Raw genomic sequence first — 19788 nt, 5'->3', positions numbered from 1 at the left:
TAAGGGAATACATGATCAATCATGGGCTTGACGGTGAGGTGATTCATGCGACGGGAGTGGGGTCCCGTGATTCAACAACCCAATGTCCGGACGGCGGGAGCAGGGCAGTCATCGCTTGCCTGCAACCGGACCGGCGGGTCTCCATCGAAGTTCGGGCCCAGTAAGATGGCTCGGCGCCGAACTGGTTCGCGATGAACGCGCGAACGTTCGGCGCTACGGGTGCTCATCTACGACGTGGGGCGGTGGGGCAAGGAGTCGACAGTTGTACGGAGGAGGTTTGCCGAAAAGAGTGAGGTGTTCAACAGGTACCGGCAAAACGCGGTACGTGAACTCTCCCGATGACTACTTGCTCGTTCCGGGTGTGACGGATATCGCAACCGCTTCAGTGTGCACAATCTTAACCTGATCACCCTTGCGAATGTTCTTCAACTGCTCCGGGTCCACCAACACATCCACCGTGCCCTGCGGCCCCTTTATTGTGACGTGGTCCCCCTTTGCATCGACGGCAACGACATCGCCCACTACCGTCACCTCACGACTGATTGTGCCGCCCGGTTTGGTCCCGGACGCGGCCGGCTGTGAGATCTGCCGCTCGCTGGCAGACCGTGGGCCGTTCGTTTTCGTGAGACTCAGAGACCTCGCCTCCCGGTACTCGGTGGTGACCACATCGCCAACCTTGAGCTGATCAAAGTTGTGCACTTCCGCGCCGGCCTCAAGTTCTTCGACGCGGCCGTTCCTGTCTTTGAGCGTGACGGTCCGGGTAGCAGGATCAATGGCGACGACCGTGGCAATTACCGTTGCAGTTCCTGTTACGGTGCTCCTGTCTGCGCCTTCTCTGATCTCCACAGATGTCTGTGGCTGGGCAAATACCGGGCAGGTCGTCATGGCGACGGCGGCCGCCACAAGGAAATACTGGATCTTCATTGCCGTGCTCCCTGGATCGGCTCTGGAAAGATTCAATTGGACTAAATCGCGGACGACGCCGGGCACGACGATGAGTGCCGGACGATGTCGTGAGACTGGAGTGTGGTTCATTGCTGGCAGTAACAATTACAAGGATTCGTAGAATCAGAACTTCACCGGACCAGCGCACGCTTCGCATTTGTCCGCGCCCGCGGTGTCTGGCCTTCAACGATCGTGCGCTTGCCGTTCACTCGGTTTGTTCCTTTGTGCAACAACTATGCCTGTCATACGTCGAGTGAAACGGGTATTGGATCGAGACCGAAACGTGGGCCGTGGCGACGACGGCCGCGTTGCTGACGATTGTCATGCTGCCCGCGGTGGCGCTTCAAGGCGCGTGCCCGAACAGTTCACGTAACTTGCGCCTGCCTCACGGGCTGATGAATTTGAAGGCGAGAACTGCCGCGGCGGCGTTAGGTCTGCCTCGACGCAGCAGATCCTCAGCAAGCAGTTTCTGAAAGAGTGTTCCTTCCTGTTCGCCGTACAGTTCGCGAAATTCACCGAGAACCTCAGCGATAGCGCTGTCCCGCGTTTCCGGACTCAAAGTGCTGCTGATGTATGAACAGCCTCGTGCCAGTTCAAGCACGTAAGCTGCGCGAGCATCCACCAGAGTGGCACCACCTGTATTTCCTTGTGGCATGAGGTCCCCCAATCTTTTTATGTACGCGTACATGCACTGCCGGGCGTACAGCTGGACTGAGTCGCAGTGAGCGGCGAACGTTAGTGTGGAATTAATTTACGCCGGGGGGCTGAAGGGAAGCTTAAGAAGTGCTACCCCGTGACCTGAGACAGTGGCCGATGCGTGGGCAATGCTAAAAAAATGCCGCAGGCAATGCTGCGGCGAACAAACACACACGCCGAACGTTGGGAACGCTGACATGCTTTCTTAGGGTATCGAGGCTCGCAGCGGATGCAAATCGGGTGTCTTGTGTGATGATTTCTGTCTCCCCGCCAAGGCTTGCTGGACGTGCCTGGTGCCATCTCTGGATGGCGAAGCGGTCGCAAAAAAACGACAGGGGCCGCGCATCCAGCATCTCATGCCGATCGAGACTCGGCTGGAATGCGGCTCCGGGACGTGGGCGTGCCAGCCTGCGTACTTTCGACGTTGCCTTCGCGCTCGCAGATCCATGCAAACGCCCATTGTTGGGCAACCTCGATCGCCTCGTCCTCGGTGTCGAAGTAGGAAAGATCACGCTCGATGTGCATCTCGCCATCAACGTCGTCGTCACTCGAAACACGGACCAGTCGCGCGTGTGCGAAGAATTTCCCAAGGGAGAAATCCGGAGCCGCGTCGATGATCCATCCACGGTACCCGCATTTCATGATTACCTCCGATACTCAGGCTATTCAGGATTCGAAAAGACAAAGCATGGATTCGTCCGGTCGTACTCGCTAAACCTCCTTGCCCGGTCAAAAGTTCGCGGGCTTTCGTGCCCTCGGTAGCTGAATAGACGATCATCTTGAACTACCGATACTGTTATAGGCCATCGGCAGCCCAACGGTGGTTGCTGCTGTGGACGGATGCAAAAAAAATGCCAATTCCAACCGGCCGTGGAATTGAATAAAGCCCTTGCTGTGTATGTCGAGGATGGGAACGGAAACTGCCGGAAGAAATTGTCGAACGGATGGTGTCGCTACAGCAGCGTAAGCTGCGCGGCCGTGCTTAACGGTATGCGGGGGTCCATCCCGCGCGATCTTCGCGAATGACTGTACTACCAGTGGAGAGGAAGGGCGCGCCGATCTTAGACAATGCCCCGCAGCCTACCGTCGGCACGATTTGCCAGGATGTACTGCAGCTTATCGAGCGAAAGTGGCTTGGTCAGATGGAAATCGAAACCGGCCGCCAGCGCCCTCGACTTGTCGGATTCGGATGCATAGCCAGTGAGCGCCACGAGCACGATGTCGTCGAATGCTCGTTCAAGTCGAACTGCCCGTGCGACTTCGAAGCCGTCCATATCCGGCATGCCCACATCGATGAGTGCGACCTCAGGGTGTGTTTCCGACATCAGCTGTATGGCGTCGCGTCCGTTGTCCGACGTTGTTACTTCGTGACCTTCAAGCTGGAGCAAAATGCTCAGCGCCTTGAGCGCATCCTGATTGTCGTCAACGAGCAGGAGACGCGCTGACTCGGGAGCCGCAGCGGTCGGGCCGGGCGCGACTGCATCCGTATCCGCTATGGTCCGGGCTATCGGCAAACGGAGAGTCACAACCGTGCCTTTGCCCGAGCCTTCACTCCTGATTGAGATGGTTCCATGGTGCAGTTCGACCATCCGCTTCGCCACCGCGAGTCCGATTCCCAAGCCTCCTTCGGAACGTGCCTGGCCGCGGGCAGATTGCGCGAATAACTCAAAGACGTGTGGCTGGATCGCGCTATCGACGCCCATGCCGTTGTCAGCGACATCAATGATAATCAGCCTAGGTGCTTCTTCGCGCGAGTTGTCTGGCTCGACGCGAACGCTGAGTTCGATGGCGCCGCCGACAGGTGTGTACTTCGCTGCGTTCGAAAGGAGGTTACCCAGCACCTGGCTCAGGCGGACGTGGTCAGCACACACGAGGATGGGCTCGTCGAGCCCAGTTACTGTGAGTGTGTGCCTGCGGGATGTGATGTGGTGTCTGACGGCTGTCACGGCATCGAACACAATGTCGCTGAGTGACGTATTGCTGTGCTTGATAGCGAGCTTGCCATGTTTCAGACGGGCGGCGTCGAGCAGGTCGTCGACCAGCGTGCGCAGATGCCTCATTTGGCGTTGCGCGATAGTCAGGACTTCGACGGCTCTTTCGTCGTCGGCGCAAAGTCGTTTTGCTGCACTTATCGCGCCATCGATTGGCGTCATTGGATTTCGCAACTCGTGGCTGAGCATCGCGATGAATTCATTGTGCCGCCGGTCGCTCTCTTCACCACTGTCGCGCGCATTGACGATGGTCAACGCCGAGCCCGCGAAAACGGCGAGGTTGGAGAGCAGTCTGACGTCTTCGAGGTCAAATCTGCAATCCTCGGTGTGTGACATCACCCATATCGCCCCCAGCTCCGCATTCTCAGTCTTGATTGGGACGACTATTCCTTCCGGCAGGTCGACTCCCGGAAACGCGAGACAAGGGAACTGAGCCTGCGGATCGACGAATAGTTGCGGTGTCCCCGCCTCCAGGGTCACGGCGCACGGGCACTCGTCCCATGCGGTTGTATGGCCGCGCAGGCCAGCACAGAGCCCGGCAACTGCAAGCCACCGGAAGACCCGATTGCCGTCTGGTCCTTCAACGAGACTGATGCCAGCGCTACCAGCATGGCAAAGTGTCAGAGCCGTGTCCGCGATGGCTTGAAGAAATTCGGAGCGCGGACCGGCCTGAGTTCGAGCGAGTGCCACGAGCGCCCGGTTCTCGGCCGCATAATCTGCGGCGCGAACCGGCCTGCGGGCGAGCTCATCCGTTTGACTTGGCGCGCGATTGCTTTCCATGGCTAACAGAGCGACTGGAGAGATGGAGAAGGCTCGAAGTCGTGGTGCCGGTATGCAGCCAGCTCGACAGACGGGCGCCAGGGCGACGTTCTTCACAGTGGCGAATTTCACATTACGGGAGCGACGGCGCAAAGTCAACGAGGGTTCTTACCTGCTTTCCTGCTGGCAAAGGCGGCCTCGTGTCACCACGGGCAGCACCTCAAAATTGCTTGTGGCCCATCGTTTGCGAGTTGCAAGCGGCGCACAGTTCTGGGAGGCATGTAACGCACAAAACCATTTGCTAACCTGTGGGTGTAAAGAGCGTGAGGAATTAGATCGGGCGAATGACGCACACCGATGGATTGGGCGTCGCGGTGTGACAGGCGCTCGTCAGTTGTGCTGAGACATGAACCAAACTGCCTTGTAGTTTATTGAAGTTGCTAATATCTACGGGCCGGCACGTATTGTGTTATCCGGTTAAAAGCAGGGGCCATGCGGGTGTGTTGGCTCAGCAGCGCGGGGATTTCATCGAGGCGCAACAGCGTAAGTTTGCCGCCATACACAACACCCGTGTCGACGTTGATGACATTGTGGTTCACGATTGGCTCAGCGGAGGGCGTATGCCCTACGATGACGGCCGCCACCCCTTCGACCCAGTTGCACGTGTCACGCTGTCCAGACTTAAGCCGGTTGAACAGTTGCGCTGCGGCGCCGCGAATCGACCCAAAGCCTTTCGATCGTCGCAGCTTCCATCGAGATCGATCCCAAATGACCTTGTGCCGTATTTTCCCGTTAATACCTTCTTTCTCTAGCACTTCAACCGTTCTGGGCCAGGATTGCAGAGGGACGTTAGCATGGACGATCCCGACCAGACCGAAGTCCGTCTCGATTTCGATCGCATACGGAAGCGCTGCCATGTAAGCAACGATCGCGTCTATGGACTTTTCTTCCCCTCCCATATCGAGCAGCCACCGACCACCATTGGCCCGAATGAAGCTGTCATTGGCGCCACACAGACGCCAGCGTACGATCGAATCTTCATGATTGCCGCGTACCGACTGGATGTCATACCGACGCACTATGTCGAGGACAGCAGGCGATTCGAACCCTCTGTCTACCAGGTCGCCGACGGCAAAGACCCTGTCTCGTGACGGGTCGAACCGGCTAGCTTCGAGTTGTTTTCGAAGCTGGGTGAAACATCCGTGCAGGTCGCCAACAACAAAGTCACGACCTGACGTATTTTTCTTAAAACGCCGAACCGGCCGGAAGGTCTGCTCCATTTTTACCGCCGAAAGGATGTCCACGTTGTACGCTAGTGGAGATGACGAAGCGGGTCGCAATGTTCGACGCGAGTTTTCAGCGCGCCAGCCCGCGGCTTTACGCCGCTGTTCTTCCTTCATTCTGGTGACTGGCTACGCATGCAAGGCGCGCTGCGTGCACACCTCGCAGGAGCCTTGCCTCGCAGACCCGGCAGAACGTAGCGTCAATCGGACTCTGACGTTACTTTTGCCCGCGCGGCGCGTCAGGTCTGCCGTAGAAGTAGTGTCGAGTGCCAACTGCCTGCCAGTAGTATCCGTTTGTAACAAGATGTCTGAATAAGAAAATGGCGCTATTTGCCTGGCGGATCGGTCGACGTTGCCTCCGCTGGTGCGGGCGGTTCGCACGCAGTCTGATCACCCACTGCTTTGTACTGCCCGGTTTCCGCATTTACGGTCAGTTACAAGTGCCGTCCAATTCAACGATCAGGGCAACGCTTTGTCCCGCTCAACAGGTTTGCTGACGGACGGCGTACAGGTCTTTACCGATTCGCGCGGGGTGCTGCCCGCGGTGGCACTTCAAGGCGCGCGCCCGAACAGTTCACGTAACTTGCGCTTGGCCTGTTGCAAAGTATCGCGGCGCTCCTTCGGCAGATTTCTGCCCGCACGATTGATGTAGAAGTTGGGCATCTCTTACTGCGGTACAACCCCCTCCGCTTTCTCCAAGGATACGCATTTTCTGAAATAGGCGAACCCAACGAAATGCGGTTTGGATGAAAGACCGCGTGAAACTTTAGCTGCCATCCAGTTGCCAAAGAACATACGGTGACTCTGGCATTTGGGTATGGCAAGCGTGCTGCTGGTGGATGACGACGCGGAAACCCTTGCAGCGTGGGAGGCGAACTGCATCGCAGGCGGATTTGAAGTTAAAAGTGCGAGCGACGGTCAATCGGCGTTGGTCATGTTCGTCGAAACCCCAGTCGATATAGTGGTCGCCGACTGGCGCATGCCGGTAATGTCAGGGAGTGAACTGTGCCATCGATTGCGTACGCTCCCCGGCTTGGCCGACGTTGCTTTCATATTGATTTCCGGAGAGCCTAGCCCGCCAGCCTTCGTTAGTTACGACGGGTTTCTGCGCAAGCCTGTAGATGGCGAGATGTTACTGGCCACAATGCGACGGCTGCTGGCGGACAACGTCCAGCATCGACAAATACTCCGCGGACCAACGTAGTCAAAAGGCTGCCTTTTTGCCTGGAAGAGACGCTTCGCCCAGCATTTCTTGCCGTAGCCTCCGGCATGACTGTCAGGAATTTCTCGCCTCCGATTCGGCCGATAACATCGGAGGGGCGGGCAGAGCGTTGCGCTCAAGCCTCATGGTCAGCCGGATTCACGCAATATCAGCGGTGATGACTTTGCGGTTTCACTCCACGCAGCATCTATCCGCGATTCCACCTGCTCGAGCTGCAAAAGCGCATGCATTGCCAGACCTGGCATCGGACGCCCGAGCAGAAATCCCTGCACGACGTCGCACCCTGCTGCCTGTAGCCAGGCAAGTTGAGCAGGTTCCTCAACGCCTTCGGCGACGACGGAAAGGTTAAACCCACGAGCGAGCGCGATAACCGCGCTGGCTATCGTATAACCTGCGTTCGGTAACAGCCGTATGAAGCTGCGGTCGATTTTCAGCTGATTGATGGGGAAAGACTGCAGATAGGCTAGTGATGAATATCCGGTCCCGAAATCGTCGATTGACAGACGTATCCCCAACGATCTCACGGTATTCATGAATTCCAGCGCCTTGTCGACATCTTCCATCAACAGGCTTTCCGTCAATTCAAGTTCCAGTTGCTCTGGCGGAAGCCCGCTTTCGCGCAACGCTTCCTGTACGTGGCCGATAAAACCGTCATCCACGAGTTGGCGTGCGGAGACATTAACGGCCACTGTTAACGCCGTCGCAGTGGCGCGGCACCAGGCTGCGGCGTCAGAGCATGCGCGGACAAGCACCCACCGGCCGATTTCATTGATCAGGCCGCACTCCTCCGCCACGGGAATGAATTCTGCGGGTGAAATCGGGCCGTCCTCGGGATGCGGCCATCTCAGCAGGGCTTCCGCGCCCACGATGCGCTTTGAAGCACAGTCGAACTGCGGCTAGTAGTGCACTTCGAGTTCGCCGCATTCCATCGCCCTGCGCAGTTCACGCTCAATGCGCACCCGCCGCTGGGTTTCCAGTGTCATTTCAGGCCTGAATTCCGCAAAACGATTCTTCCCCGCTGCCTTCGCATGATAAAGAGCGATGTCCGCACTACTGACCAGACCGGAGAGCGTGCGCGAGTCGTCCGGGAAAAGGCTGATTCCGATACTCGCGGTCGCAAAGACCTGCTGGCCATCCAGGTCGAATGACCGGCCGAAGGCATCCGCCATCCGGCCGGCGATCGTTAGTGCCTCCACCCGATCGCGCACCGGTGCTGCGACCACTGCGAACTCGTCTCCACCGATGCGGCCGACGACATCCGATTCCCGGACGACACTGCGCAGGATTTCGCCGACCATCCTCAGCAGCGCATCACCTGCGCTGTGGCCGGCGGTATCGTTTACCGCCTTGAAGTTGTCCAGGTCAACGATCAGGAGCGCAAGCTGCCTCCCTTCCTTTTCCTGCATGATGATCTGTGCGGCAAGCGTATCGTAGGTGGCGCGACGGTTCGCCAGTTCGGTAACCGGGTCCGTATAAGCCAGATAGTCCAGTCGCGCTTCCGCTTTCGCCATGCGGGCTTTCGTTTTCAGAATGACCAGCGCGGCGACGAACAGGGCGCCCACGGCAGCGGTTCCGAACAGGCCGTCATACCGGAGCAAACCGGACCATACCCGTGCCGTGCTTGCGATGACGATGACATGCCCCAAATCCTGGCTTCGGTATTCCACCGGCTTGATCGCGACGATACGGGAGAGGGATTCTTCACTGCCAGATGCGAGGAGCCGGGCCACCTCGTATTCGTCGGGCGCGGCGCCGCTCGCGGCGAATGCTGCGAACTGCTTCCCTTGGCGGTCGTAGACCATGATCGACATGAGATAGGGCGGGGGCCTGAAGGTACGGAGCGTCTCACTGGCGGTTTGCTGATCGCGAAACATCATCGGAGCCGCGACGTTGTCCGCGACAAGGGCCGCCTGAACCTGGACGTCGTCGACGAGTGACTGTCGGAGCGAAACGAACTGGAATGCGGTCAGGATACATCCGGCCACCAGGAGCGCGGTTGCAGCCGCGATGAGTTGGCCGATGCCGAACGACGCCGACAGTGGCTTTGACCCGGGCGCGAGTTTCGTTTTCACAATACATTCCTTGCGAGCGACAGGAGCTTCGAACTGAAGCGCAGGCCATTGCGCTCAGCCTCTGCCGTATCGATATCGAAGTGGACGTGATTGTCCTCGGTGACGAGGGTGATGGCTGCGCCGTTCTTTCCTGCGATCCCTCCATCCCGAATGACTAATGTCGTGCCCGGCGAACTGAGGGACAGGGGCTGTGACGCCTTACCAAGAACTGCGACATCACAGTCACCCTTACGGACGTCCGCTGGCATTTCACGAACTGTCCAGGGCTTGCCATTGATGGATTTCCCGCCGAGCCTGCGAAGGCTATCTCCCAGTGGGCTGCCTGGCGCGACGCACACGTTGAAGCTGGTCGCGGCAGTCAAAGTCGGAGGCCAGGTGGTGAAGAGCGCGAAGTTGTAGATAAACGCGGCTTTCAGCGCAACATCTTCGACTTGTGCGTGGCACAGGGTAGACGCGAGCAGAAACAGCCCCGCGACAGACGCCCCGATTCGCAGTCGCACAGCGCTGGACAGATCAAAAGCCATAGACCAGTTTCGCGTAGAACGTGCGACTTTGCTGCTCGATCGTCTCCTGTACGAAAGCAGGGCCGGCCGGATCCGCATACCGTTTGTTGAAAGCGTTGTAGATGCTCAGGGAGACCGTGGCGCGGGGAATCAGGTGGGACGAACTTACCGTGAAGTTCGCCAGACAGTAGCCGCCGGCGGTAGAGTCCTCAGCGAGCCGCGACGACACGCACTGCATTTCGGTCCCGAAACGGGCTGCATTATGGAACAGAGGTGCAACGGCATTCAGCTTGACAAGGTGGCGTGGTGAATTCTGGAGCGGTGCATCTGTTCGACCGTCTTTTGCCAGCTGCCACGAGTAACTGGCCCTGATCCGGAAGCCTTCGCCAAACGACCGTTCCGCTGCGAGTTCCAGCCCGGTGGCCTTTGCACGGTCGACGTTCTGATAGATTAGTAGCCCGCTAGCGGGATCAGTCTCCAGCGATATGAGATTTCTGACCGAATACTGGAACAGCGACAGCGTCGCGCTGCCCGAATGGGAAAATGCGTGCTCGAAGATGAATTCGGTTGTCGTGATGTGTTCAGGTTTGAGATTGGGGTTCGGCAGCTGCCCGCCATTTCCAGGCACTGCGTAGTACAGCTCAAACGCGTTTGGCGCACGATACGCTGTTCCGTAGATGAGTTTGGCAGTGTCCTGGGCAGTAAGCTTGTAGATCAGCGCAAGACGCGGATTCACATTGCCCGACGCGACGCTGTCCCAGTCATAGCGCAAACCCGCGTTAAGCGCGAAGTTTGCGGGCAACTGGATCTCGTCTTCCACATAGGCGCCGGCGCGATTACTGGACCGCTTGTCGTCAAGCTCCGACGTGTAGGGGTTCAGATCGTAGTTGTACTGGTCGCGCCGTGCGTCGCGCTGGAAGTCCAGGCCGGCGACGATCCGGTTCTTCGTGAGGCTTGTGACCGTGACATGCGCGTCGCCGCCGTACCAGAGGGCCCGGTCGCCATCGACGTTTGTCCTGGGCGGGTCACCCGGATAAATGCCGACGCCCGTATAGTCGTATCGACCCCAGTAAGCCTGTACGGCCACTGCCAGGCCGGAATTGATTTCGTGTGCGAAGACGCCATTGATGAAGCTCTGTGCGTCGTTGGTCGAATTGGGCGTATTAAAGACCGCGCCGAACGACGCGGTGGGTACGCCCTTGGTTCGGTTGCTGTGGGCCGCCGAGACGGTGAATTCGCCGTACGTCGCCTTCGCGAAGAAGCTTTGCGCCCGGTCGTAATCCAGCCCGTGCGCGACCCCGCCGTTCTGGTCCGGCGTGTTGAACTCCGGATAGTAGAGATCCTGGCCATTCCGGATGTACGACGTCGCGGACAGGACAATGTCCGCCCCGTTCTCGCCATGCCATCCATAAGTTGCGCGCGCCTTTTTCTCTCCATAGCTTCCGGCCGCCACGGCCGTTTCAGCCCCGTTGATGGCGCTGCCTTTTTTCGTGATGACATTAACCACACCGAAAAAAGCGTTCGAACCGTAGACTGCCGAGCCAGGTCCCGGGACATACTCGATCCGCTCCACCAGGTCCATGTCGACCAGACCTTCCGTTCCGATTGTCGCCTCGTCATACACTGCATCGTTGGTCCGATACCCGTCGATCATCAGAAGGAAGCGGCTATCGTAATCGCCTGGTCGCAAGAAACCGCGAGCGCCCAGGTATGAATAGTTACGATCATTGCTGACGTACAGACCCGGCAGCGACGCGAGTGCATCCGCGAGCGTCCGCCAGCCAAAATCCTTGATGTCCTGTGCGGTCAGCACAACGACGGCGGACGGCGCATCACTTATCGGTTGCTCGAACCTGGATGCGGTGGTCACTACTGGAACCTCCATTAACTGTTCCAGCGAAAGCGATGACAGCGCGGCACTATCCGAATCAGCGCTCAATGGTGCCGATTTCGGCCCGGGCGGCTCAGACGCCCACACCACTGGGCACGCGGCAGCAACAAGCGTGAACAGGGAGGGAAGAAATGCAGCAATCCGGATTTTAATAACAGGGCGAGGCATGGGGGTATTCGAAAGACAGCGCAGCCGCGCCTACACGGTGAATAACGGCATGCTTAATACGAACTTGATGCACGCGTTTTTACCGAAGCCCGTGGCGGCCTCAAGATAACGGGGCACTGGGCCGCGACAATTATTGGGGCCAGTCGATGGCGATGTTTATCGGTAAAGACGACCGGATACGCGGCTATGGCCACTGTCCACTTTCACCGGCTCGCAGAATTGAGCAGCGATGTATTCGGGTTACAGCGCCGGGGTACGAAGGGCAATGTCGCAGGGGGCAGCACGGGTTTATCTCAGGCTATTCGCACCGGGCCGGCAAGGGAATTCTTATTGAAGGGCGACAAGGCGATTTGATTTGCAGGCCGCTTGACCGTTTGTCTCCGGACTGGCGTGTACGTGCGCGGACGGTGGCGTGGACGTTCGCCGCGTTGTTCACTATGGCTGTATTGAATGGCGCCCGGCCGGCTAGACCAGCGCTACCGCTCGCGGGCGCGGCCTACCGCGTCGCGCAGCGGTACGCAAGCGAGCCGCCCCGTCTCCAGCAGCCCCTCAGCGCCCGATGTTGATCCGGTTGTCGACGTGCATCACACCGGGGGCAAGCCATGCGACCCGCTCGGCCTCCTCGCGCTCGGCCCATGAGCGGACCTTGCCGCTCAGGACGACCTTATTGCCTTCGGCCTCGACCGTGATGTGCTGTGCGTCGACTTCCGCGTTGCGCTTGAACGCGTCCTCGATCTTGCGCTTGAGGTCCTCGGGCTTGACCTTCGGCTTGATCTCGATCTCGTTCGTCAGGCCGGTTACGCCGCTCACCCGCACCGCCGTCTCGGCCGCGCGGCGGCGCTGGTAGTCCCATTCGACTTCGCCCTTCAGCGTCACGTCTCCGTCCCTGACGACCGCCTTGATGGTGTCCGCCGCGTAAGGCAGCTCAGCCTTCAGTTGGGCAATGATCTCGCGCACGATCTCCGGATCGGGCCGCTTGTTGATCAGAGGCAACCGTACCTCTATATCGTTTGCGACCCCCTTCACGCCGCGCACACGCGTCGCGTCCTCCTCGGCCTTTCGCCTTTGCCGGAAGCTGCGTGCGAAACCGGATAGTGTGACCGCGCCGTCATTGACCGCAACCCCGATATCTGATGGATCGATGTCCGGATCCCACTTCAGTTCGTACTCCACATCTCGTTTGATGTCTTCGTCGGTTCTCATCGCTGCTCCTAGTCGGCTTGTTAATGGAAAAACGCTCGCGCGGGCTACGCCCTGCACCGCACGCATCCGTCCACGGCAGGGCCACGGTAGGGCGCGCGGGGCAGATTTTCTTCCCTACGCCTGCGCAGTTTTTGCGGAATGCTGTCGTACGTTCACATCTGAAAGCCAGCGCAGCTGGGGCGCAGAGATCCGACACGTCTTTGCAGGAATGGGGAAGAAGTGCAACCGGCAAGAGCCTAGTCTTGATGTCATCGTCATCGGGTCAATGGCCACATCGACGTCCGAAGGTACGCGCCGGCCGGGACATGCAAGGCTGGCCGGCACCACCGCTGCTTCGCGGCGCGGGCGTGGTCGACTGGCTTGCGTGCTGCGCTGAGCATGAATTCAGCCGTCTTGCCGCGAAAGGGTCCAGGTTTATTTCCCAGAGAAATGGAGCAATTCGATGAGCGATCTAGTCGTTGTAAGCTTCAAAGGCGAAGAGACGGCCGACCAGGTATTGACCAAACTCCAGCAGATGCAAAAGGAGCACCTGATCGACCTTGAGGATGCCTGCGTCGTGGTCCGTAGCGCGAAGGGCAAGGTGCACCTCAAGCAAGCCGTCGATCTCGTCAAGATCGGCGCGCTCAGCGGCGCGGCTTGGGGCGGTATGTTTGGCGCGCTGGTTGGGCTGATGTTGCTCAATCCGCTCGTCGGGCTGGCAACGGGCATGGCCATCGGTGCTAGCACCGGCGCGTTGTCGGGCGCGCTCTCGGACTATGGAATCGATGACGATTTCATGCGTTCGACGGGTCAGAACATTGAGCCGGGTTCGTCGGCGCTCTTCATCCTCGTGCGTCGCGTGAATTTCGACAAGGTCCTGCCAGAGCTGAAGCCTTTCGGCGGAAAGCTATTAAAGACGTCTCTCACGAACGACCAGGAGGAACGCCTGAAGAAGGCGCTAGAGAGCCTGAACAGCAGCGGCACAACAGCATGAGCACCCCTGCGCTGCATCAGGGTTGTGATCTTGAATGCGCCACGCGATCGCGCTCTGCTTGCGCGGCGGCCGTGGCGTCGGCCGGGTCATCACGCTGCCGCATCAGCCAGTAGACGCTCCCCAGCGCCATCAGCGCAAACGCAAGCGCCGCGATCTGGGCGGGCGCACTGGCCGGATCGAGAATGATGAATTTGCGGGCGATAGCCAGCAGCGCAACCAGAAGCACCGTTTTGACCTGCACGATGTGATCGCGCCGCGCCATCACGCGCGTAATCGAATGCTTGAACTCCATAGCGATCAGCAGCGTCATGACCATGCCGAAGATTGTCTGATATACCGCGTGATCCAGCGGGTTCAGCGCGTCCGAAACCAGCAATGAAATCACCGCGCGAATCAACTGCCAGAGCGACACGAGGATGATGATAGAAATCACGACGCTCAGCACATGCGCGACCAGCTGCTCGAATCGTTCATAAAAGGTGAGCATGTCCCACTGCAGGCGCAACGCATCGAGATCCTTGCGCAGCCAGCTTTTCTTTGTTTCCATGATTTGGCTCCCGGGCGGCCGTCGCTGCGCCGCCAACGCACCGCACGTGCATGGACCTGCTGCTTCAAGTCTAGTACCTCTTCGAGTACATGGCAGGCCCTTGATGCAGTCCACACAAGCGAGCGATTATCCGAACATTCCCGGATTAGCGACTAGACTTAAAGCATGGTCGGCGCATGCTCACGCAAGAGGAACGCATGCGCCATTCAGTCACGATCCGGACGTGCGACCGAGGGAGGCAAACCGATGCCGAAGACCGTTCGAAGCGCTGAGCAAATTCGCGACGAACTGCAGAGCCGCATGGCGAAAATAGCCGCTGACGTGCCGGGAGCTTTGCGCGTGCGCATACCGCTACCAGAGCGGCACCCGCCCGACGCATCCGGCCGCAACTGGAACATAGTGCCGCTCAATGACCCCGGCGCAGATTGCGTACATCACGTCCAGAAGGTGATCGAAGACATGCGCACCGAGTTCGTGCTTCCAGATTGACGCCTCGCTGCGAAACCGGAGCGGATCATGCAAACGCACGTGTTTGAACATCGAGGCTACGAGATCGTGGTACGGCCGGAGCATACGGCCAACCGCCGTTATAGAGGCGTGGCCGCCTGCTTGTGAAGCGCGAGAAACGAAAGAAAGTTCTGAGAGTCCTCAATGGCGGATAGCATATTCATGGTCAGGATCTATGGACGCATGCGCAGTGCAAGTGGCTACGCGATACGCGACTTCCTGCATCGCTGCGACATACCGTTCGAATGGATCGAGCTGGGCAGCGATAAAGAAGCGGAGGAACTGGCGCACGTGCAGCATCTTTCCGATTCGCGCTTGCCGGTGTGCGTCTTCCACGACGGAACGCGGCTCGAATGTCCCACCGTCCGGCAAATCACAGAGAAGCTCGGCTGGTTTGCGAGTCCATCCCGTGAGGCCTACGATCTGGCGATCTACGGCGCAGGACCGGCGGGATTGAGCGCGGCGGTGTACGGTGCATCGGAGGGGCTGCACACCGTACTGGTGGAGCGTTTGGCACTGGGCGGCCAGGCAGGCAGCAGTTCGAAAATCGAGAACTATCTGGGCTTTCCACAGGGCGTGAGCGGCGCGGAGCTCGCTGAACGGGCTCGCGCCCAAGCCATCAAGTTCGGCGCCGAAATCCTGCTGGCTCGCGCCGGTGTGCGCGCGGAATTTCTGCCCGGCCAGGGCATCGTGTATCTGGAAGACGGCACACGTATCACGGCGCGCACGTCTATCTGCGCGACCGGCGTGGCATATCGTAAGCTAGGCCTGGCGGATGAAGAGCGCTTTCTCGGCACGGGCCTTTATTACGGCGCCGGCGCAAGCGAGGCCGCGCTGATCCATGGCGAAGACGTATATGTGGTGGGCGGCGGGAATTCGGCGGGACAGGCCGCCATGCATTTTTCGCAGTCCGCCAACCGCGTCTATATGCTCGTGCGTGACGCATCGCTTAAGAACACGTTGTCCCAATACCTGGTGGATCGCATCACGTCGGCGCCGAACATTGAAGTGGGCACGTGCACGGAAGTCACCGCGCTCGCAGGCAGTGACGTGTTGCAGGAGATCACGCTGACCGATGTGCACACCGGCCAGCACCGCACGGTAAGAACGAATTGGCTATTCGTCTGCATTGGCGGCGTGCCGCAGACCGAATGGGCGCAGGAGGTTGGCATTGTCCGCGATGAAGGCGGCTATCTCGTGACCGGTCCCGACCTGCAGGAATATCGGGCGAACCTGAAATGGCCGCTCGAACGCGCGCCGCTACATCTGGAAACCTGTCTGCCTGGCGTATTCGCAGCGGGCGACGTGCGTCACGCATCGATCAAGCGCGTGGCGTCGGCAGTCGGCGAGGGGGCAATGGCTGTGGCATTGGTGCATCGCTATCTGAATAGCGCTTGAGCGCAAGCGCAACCTTGATTCGCGCACGTCTGCGCGCACCTATCCGAGGAGTACGATCATGACCCCTGGTTGCACGCACCTGGGCGAGGCCCGCATTCTCCACACGCCCATAGACTATTGCGAGGACTGCGTGAAGCTTGGCCAGCCGTGGGTACATTTGAGGCTTTGTCTTTCGTGCGGACACGTCGGCTGTTGCGATTCGTCTCCCAACCGGCATGCAAGCAAGCATTTTCACGCGACCGGCCATCCGCTGGTGCGTTCAATCGAGCCCGGCGAAACGTGGATCTGGTGCTATCGCGACGAGATCGTCGTAGGTGAACTTGAATCGTGAGGGCGACGCCGCCCGCACGTGCGGGTGCCGTCGCGTTCTTCAGCATGCCAGTGTCACGCATGCGCCGGTGCCGGCTTCGACGCCTCGCTGGGCGCTTCTGTTGTGGGCGCTACTCCTTTCTGCACGCGCACAGAGTGCGTACCGGAGTCGTAGGTCATTGTGACCTTGTCGCCGTCTCGCACGTCGCCTCGCAACAGCGCATCGGCGAGTTGCGATTCCACTTCAAGGCGGATCTTGCGTTTGAGCATCCGCGCGCCGAACTCGGGGTCATAGCCGATCTGCGCCAAGTGAGCGCGCAACCCGTCGTCGAACGACAGATCGATGCCTTGGGCCAGCGCCGTACGCCGTACGCGCGCAAGTTGTAGATCGACGATGGTGCGAATCTGCTCCTTGCCGAGCGCACGAAACACGACCACCTCGTCGACGCGATTGAGAAACTCCGGCCTGAAATGATGCCGCAGGATTTCCATCAACCGGTCGCGCAGCTCAGGATAGTCGAGCTGCTTCGAGTCGGCCTTCATGTTGTCCTGGATCAGCTGTGAGCCGATGTTGCTGGTCGCGATGATGATCGTGTTGGTGAAATCGACCAGACGTCCCTTGCCGTCGGTGAGCCGCCCTTCGTCGAACAGTTGCAGCAGGAGATTGTGCACTTCCGAATTCGCCTTTTCGATCTCGTCGAGCAGCACCACGCAATATGGCCTGCGCCGCACGCGCTCGGTGAGTTGCCCGCCTTCCTCGTAGCCGACATATCCAGGCGGCGCGCCAACCAGCCGTGCCACCGTATGACGCTCGGAATACTCGCTCATGTCAATGCGTATCAGCGCGTTCTCGTCGCCGAACACCGAAGCGGCAAGCGCCTTCGCGAGTTCGGTTTTCCCTACACCCGTAGGTCCAAGAAAGAGGAAACTCGCGGTCGGCTTGCCGGCCTCCGTCAAACCGGCGCGCGAAAGCCGCACCGCTTTGGCGACCGCGGAGACGGCCTCATCCTGGCCGACCACGCGCTCCTTCAGGCGGTCTTCCAGCCTCAACAGTTTTTCGCGGTCCTCGGCAGTCAGTTCAGATACCGGTACGCCCGTGAGCGACGAAACGATCTGCGCAATGTCTTCCGCCGTCACTTCCTGCGAGCTGGTGCCGCGCTCCTTCTTCCACGTTTCAGTGGTTTCATGCAGGCTTTTTTGTTCCGCGACGAGCCGTTCTTCCAGTTTCTTGGCTTTGTCGAATTGCTTTGCAGCGCTGGCCGCATCCTGTTCCTGCTTGATGCGGCGGATGCTCGCCTCGATATCGTGCAAGGGCTGCGGACGCGAATTCGATGAAATGCGCACACGGGCGGCGGCCTGATCGAGCAAATCGATTGCTTTGTCGGGCAAAAAGCGCGCGGCGATGTAGCGGTCCGAGAGCTTTGCCGCAGCAGCGATCGCCTCTTCGGTGATTTTCACCTTGTGATGCGCTTCGAGCCGGTCACGCAGGCCACGCAGAATCTCGATCGTTTCCTCGACGCCAGGCTCAGGCACCATTACGGGTTGAAAGCGCCGCTCCAATGCCGAGTCCTTTTCAATGTACTTCTGGTATTCGTTCAACGTGGTCGCACCCACGAGGTGCAGCTCGCCGCGAGCGAGCGCGGGCTTGAAGACATTGCCGATATCGAGGCCGCCTTCGCCGCCGCCCTGGCCGGCGCCGACAATCGTATGCAGTTCGTCGATAAACACAACCAGACGGTCCTGGTTCTCGGTGATCTCATCCAGCACCTGCTTGACGCGTTCCTCGAATTCGCCACGATACTTCGCACCAGCCACGACGCTATTGATATTCAGTTCGACCACGCGCTTGCCGCGCAGCACTTCCGGCACCTGGTCCTGAACAATACGTTGCGCGAGGCCTTCGACGATAGCGGTCTTACCCACACCGGGTTCGCCAATTAGCACCGGATTGTTCTTGCGCCGCCGTGCGAGCACTTCAATGGTGGTTTCGATTTCCTTGTCACGGCCGATCACCGGATCGAGCTTGCCTTGACGCGCAAGCGCGCTGAGATCGCGCGCGTACTTGTCGAGCGTCGGCGTGGTGGAGCGGTCTTCCATCTTGCCGTCTTCGGCACCCTTGCCGACCACCTTGACTGCTTTTTGCCGCAGCGATTGCGGCGACAGCCCGAGCTTGCGCAGCAATTCACCTGCAAAGCCGTCTTCTTCCTCGACGAGCCCAATCAGAATGTGTTCCGGTCCGACATAGCTGTGACCCAGTTCCAGCGACGACTTCAACGCATTTTCCAGCGTACTCTTGGCGCGTGGCGATACGCCGATCTGCTCGTTGTCGCCCGGCTCCTTGCGGGTGCCGCGTGGCGCGGTCTGGTCGATGGTTCTCCTGATCTCTTCGGGATCAAGCTTGAATTCGCGCAGGATTTCCTGCACCACATTGTTATCGGCGAGCGCCAGCAACAGGTGTTCTGTATCGACTTCGTTCTTGCCATATTCGACCGCTGCTTGCGCCGCAGCTTGCAGGCGGTCCAGACCGCTCTGGCTCAGGTACGTCTGCAGGTCCACCGCTTCACGCGCCCGACGATGTCGGCGTGTGCGGCCACCTGGGTGTCCGCCCGCTGAATCGCCCATTTGCCCGCTACCGGCGCCTGTACCCTGATCCGCGCCGGCGGACTGTCCAGGCGCGCGTCCGATGCGTGACCGGCTACCGCGGCCGCTTTCCATCTGTGGCCATACGTCGTCGAACAGACTGTCGAACAGTCCGCCGTGAAAGAGGGACTCGAGCGGCGACAGGCGGCGCTGATTGCGCGCCATGAACTCCATGTAGTGCTCATCGCACAGCATCAGCTGACGGCGTTGGCCGTTTTCGGTGATCGTGATCTGCGAGGTTGCGGGCTTTCCACAAACACTGCACTCGGCCATGATGAACTCCTTTTCGTCCGCTAGGGCATCGCTCCCCGGGCGGGTAATGGGTGGGTGGAAATATCTGTTCCGCTGCTCATTCCGATGTCGCCTGGTTTGCGCGCTGGGCTCACGCTGCACAGGATGTCCCTCTCGACACCCGCCCGCAAACTGACCAGTTCCGTTGAAGACGAGTACAGGTGCCGCTTCGGATGGTGCGCGGCCAGTTCACCAATCTGTTGCGCGACGCTGGCGTGGGCCGAATCGCTGAGACTCCGGAAGCGGACGAGTTGTCTCACGATAGGCCCGACCGTGCTTCGCTGGTCGATTCGAAGCGCTTGTCGCCGCTGATGATCAGCATGTCTTCAATCACTTCGAGTTCGACGTCGTCAGAACCAGTCAGGTGTGGGGGCGGCCGCGGGCTTGATC

At 59.4% G+C, this 19788-nt stretch carries 16 protein-coding genes and 2 pseudogenes; 5 read left to right on the top strand and 13 right to left on the bottom strand.

The window, feature by feature from the left end; translation table 11 throughout:
* Positions 1-342 precede the first annotated feature (342 nt).
* The 6 genes and pseudogenes from BM438_RS19085 to BM438_RS19060 all read right to left on the bottom strand — a co-directional run.
* On the bottom strand, positions 343-924 hold the full coding sequence (locus BM438_RS19085) for a hypothetical protein (protein WP_093636137.1): 582 nt from the start codon (positions 922-924) through the stop codon (positions 343-345).
* A gap of 406 nt (positions 925-1330) precedes the next feature.
* Positions 1331-1600 carry a hypothetical protein gene (locus BM438_RS19080; RefSeq protein ID WP_093636185.1) on the bottom strand — a complete coding sequence of 90 codons (270 nt, stop codon included), beginning with the start codon at positions 1598-1600 and terminating at the stop codon, positions 1331-1333.
* 395 nt (positions 1601-1995) lie between these two features.
* Positions 1996-2283, bottom strand: a complete 288-nt coding sequence (locus BM438_RS19075; protein WP_093636135.1) for a hypothetical protein — start codon at positions 2281-2283, stop codon at positions 1996-1998.
* Between the two features lie 419 nt (positions 2284-2702).
* A complete protein-coding gene (locus BM438_RS19070) occupies positions 2703-4412 on the bottom strand; it encodes a hybrid sensor histidine kinase/response regulator (RefSeq protein WP_093636133.1) in 1710 nt (569 codons plus the stop codon).
* A 419-nt stretch (positions 4413-4831) separates the two neighbouring features.
* The gene (locus BM438_RS19065) at positions 4832-5791 is read right to left on the bottom strand and encodes a metallophosphoesterase (protein ID WP_093636131.1); all 960 of its coding nucleotides are present in this window, start codon (positions 5789-5791) and stop codon (positions 4832-4834) included.
* 435 nt (positions 5792-6226) lie between these two features.
* A pseudogene (locus BM438_RS19060) lies at positions 6227-6337 on the bottom strand (DUF3175 domain-containing protein); the annotation flags it as partial.
* Positions 6338-6491: 154 nt separating this feature from the next.
* On the opposite strand from BM438_RS19060, the gene BM438_RS19055 reads away from it, so the two are divergent.
* Complete coding sequence (locus BM438_RS19055; RefSeq protein ID WP_093636129.1) at positions 6492-6878, top strand: response regulator; 387 nt, start codon at positions 6492-6494, stop codon at positions 6876-6878.
* A gap of 146 nt (positions 6879-7024) precedes the next feature.
* On the opposite strand, the pseudogene BM438_RS19050 reads toward BM438_RS19055, so the two are convergent.
* The 5 genes and pseudogenes from BM438_RS19050 to BM438_RS19030 form a co-directional block, all read right to left on the bottom strand.
* Positions 7025-7780 (bottom strand): annotated as a pseudogene (locus BM438_RS19050) (EAL domain-containing protein); the annotation flags it as partial.
* A gap of 12 nt (positions 7781-7792) precedes the next feature.
* Positions 7793-8968, bottom strand: a complete 1176-nt coding sequence (locus BM438_RS19045) for a diguanylate cyclase domain-containing protein (RefSeq protein ID WP_093636125.1) — start codon at positions 8966-8968, stop codon at positions 7793-7795.
* Positions 8965-9492 carry a YfiR family protein gene (locus BM438_RS19040; protein ID WP_167378416.1) on the bottom strand — a complete coding sequence of 176 codons (528 nt, stop codon included), beginning with the start codon at positions 9490-9492 and terminating at the stop codon, positions 8965-8967. The genes BM438_RS19045 and BM438_RS19040 overlap by 4 nt, the downstream gene beginning before the upstream one ends.
* On the bottom strand, positions 9482-11530 hold the full coding sequence (locus tag BM438_RS19035) for a TonB-dependent receptor plug domain-containing protein (protein WP_093636121.1): 2049 nt from the start codon (positions 11528-11530) through the stop codon (positions 9482-9484). The genes BM438_RS19040 and BM438_RS19035 overlap by 11 nt, the downstream gene beginning before the upstream one ends.
* A gap of 549 nt (positions 11531-12079) precedes the next feature.
* Entirely contained in the window at positions 12080-12733 is a 654-nt protein-coding gene (locus BM438_RS19030; RefSeq protein WP_093636119.1) for a BON domain-containing protein, read from the bottom strand.
* 442 nt (positions 12734-13175) lie between these two features.
* Here BM438_RS19030 and BM438_RS19025 point away from each other — a divergent pair, with 442 nt between their 5' ends.
* The gene (locus BM438_RS19025; protein WP_093636117.1) at positions 13176-13706 is read left to right on the top strand and encodes a DUF1269 domain-containing protein; all 531 of its coding nucleotides are present in this window, start codon (positions 13176-13178) and stop codon (positions 13704-13706) included.
* Between the two features lie 16 nt (positions 13707-13722).
* Here BM438_RS19025 and BM438_RS19020 read toward each other — a convergent pair whose 3' ends face one another.
* Entirely contained in the window at positions 13723-14253 is a 531-nt protein-coding gene (locus BM438_RS19020; RefSeq protein WP_093636115.1) for a phosphate-starvation-inducible PsiE family protein, read from the bottom strand.
* A 246-nt stretch (positions 14254-14499) separates the two neighbouring features.
* Here BM438_RS19020 and BM438_RS19015 point away from each other — a divergent pair, with 246 nt between their 5' ends.
* From BM438_RS19015 to BM438_RS19005, 3 genes are all read left to right on the top strand, one after another.
* On the top strand, positions 14500-14742 hold the full coding sequence (locus BM438_RS19015) for a hypothetical protein (RefSeq protein WP_093636113.1): 243 nt from the start codon (positions 14500-14502) through the stop codon (positions 14740-14742).
* A gap of 162 nt (positions 14743-14904) precedes the next feature.
* On the top strand, positions 14905-16158 hold the full coding sequence (locus BM438_RS19010) for an NAD(P)/FAD-dependent oxidoreductase (protein ID WP_234489188.1): 1254 nt from the start codon (positions 14905-14907) through the stop codon (positions 16156-16158).
* Between the two features lie 58 nt (positions 16159-16216).
* A complete protein-coding gene (locus BM438_RS19005) occupies positions 16217-16489 on the top strand; it encodes a UBP-type zinc finger domain-containing protein (RefSeq protein ID WP_093636111.1) in 273 nt (90 codons plus the stop codon).
* Positions 16490-16542: 53 nt separating this feature from the next.
* Here BM438_RS19005 and BM438_RS19000 read toward each other — a convergent pair whose 3' ends face one another.
* Positions 16543-19380: an ATP-dependent Clp protease ATP-binding subunit gene (locus BM438_RS19000; RefSeq protein ID WP_093636109.1), complete on the bottom strand. Its 2838-nt coding sequence runs from the start codon at positions 19378-19380 to the stop codon at positions 16543-16545.
* Positions 19381-19788 lie beyond the last annotated feature (408 nt).

The sequence above is a fragment of the Paraburkholderia aspalathi genome (assembly GCF_900116445.1).
In the GTDB taxonomy this organism is placed as follows: domain Bacteria; phylum Pseudomonadota; class Gammaproteobacteria; order Burkholderiales; family Burkholderiaceae; genus Paraburkholderia; species Paraburkholderia aspalathi.
Note: the sequence above shows the minus strand (reverse complement) of the source record. Positions and strands in the feature narration are given on the sequence as shown.

What these genes read in the sequence shown, in the direction of transcription:
- BM438_RS19035 (WP_093636121.1), bottom strand. Translation starts at nt 11,530, where the DNA reads ATGCCTCGCCCTGTTATTAAAATCCGGATTGCTGCATTTCTTCCCTCC.
- BM438_RS19020 (WP_093636115.1), bottom strand. Translation starts at nt 14,253, where the DNA reads ATGGAAACAAAGAAAAGCTGGCTGCGCAAGGATCTCGATGCGTTGCGC.
- BM438_RS19010 (WP_234489188.1), top strand. Translation starts at nt 14,905, where the DNA reads ATGGCGGATAGCATATTCATGGTCAGGATCTATGGACGCATGCGCAGT.
- BM438_RS19015 (WP_093636113.1), top strand. Translation starts at nt 14,500, where the DNA reads ATGCCGAAGACCGTTCGAAGCGCTGAGCAAATTCGCGACGAACTGCAG.
- BM438_RS19085 (WP_093636137.1), bottom strand. Translation starts at nt 924, where the DNA reads ATGAAGATCCAGTATTTCCTTGTGGCGGCCGCCGTCGCCATGACGACC.
- BM438_RS19080 (WP_093636185.1), bottom strand. Translation starts at nt 1,600, where the DNA reads ATGCCACAAGGAAATACAGGTGGTGCCACTCTGGTGGATGCTCGCGCA.
- BM438_RS19075 (WP_093636135.1), bottom strand. Translation starts at nt 2,283, where the DNA reads ATGAAATGCGGGTACCGTGGATGGATCATCGACGCGGCTCCGGATTTC.
- BM438_RS19065 (WP_093636131.1), bottom strand. Translation starts at nt 5,791, where the DNA reads ATGAAGGAAGAACAGCGGCGTAAAGCCGCGGGCTGGCGCGCTGAAAAC.
- BM438_RS19070 (WP_093636133.1), bottom strand. Translation starts at nt 4,412, where the DNA reads ATGGAAAGCAATCGCGCGCCAAGTCAAACGGATGAGCTCGCCCGCAGG.
- BM438_RS19055 (WP_093636129.1), top strand. Translation starts at nt 6,492, where the DNA reads ATGGCAAGCGTGCTGCTGGTGGATGACGACGCGGAAACCCTTGCAGCG.
- BM438_RS19000 (WP_093636109.1), bottom strand. Translation starts at nt 19,380, where the DNA reads ATGGCCGAGTGCAGTGTTTGTGGAAAGCCCGCAACCTCGCAGATCACG.
- BM438_RS19025 (WP_093636117.1), top strand. Translation starts at nt 13,176, where the DNA reads ATGAGCGATCTAGTCGTTGTAAGCTTCAAAGGCGAAGAGACGGCCGAC.
- BM438_RS19040 (WP_167378416.1), bottom strand. Translation starts at nt 9,492, where the DNA reads ATGGCTTTTGATCTGTCCAGCGCTGTGCGACTGCGAATCGGGGCGTCT.
- BM438_RS19030 (WP_093636119.1), bottom strand. Translation starts at nt 12,733, where the DNA reads ATGAGAACCGACGAAGACATCAAACGAGATGTGGAGTACGAACTGAAG.
- BM438_RS19005 (WP_093636111.1), top strand. Translation starts at nt 16,217, where the DNA reads ATGACCCCTGGTTGCACGCACCTGGGCGAGGCCCGCATTCTCCACACG.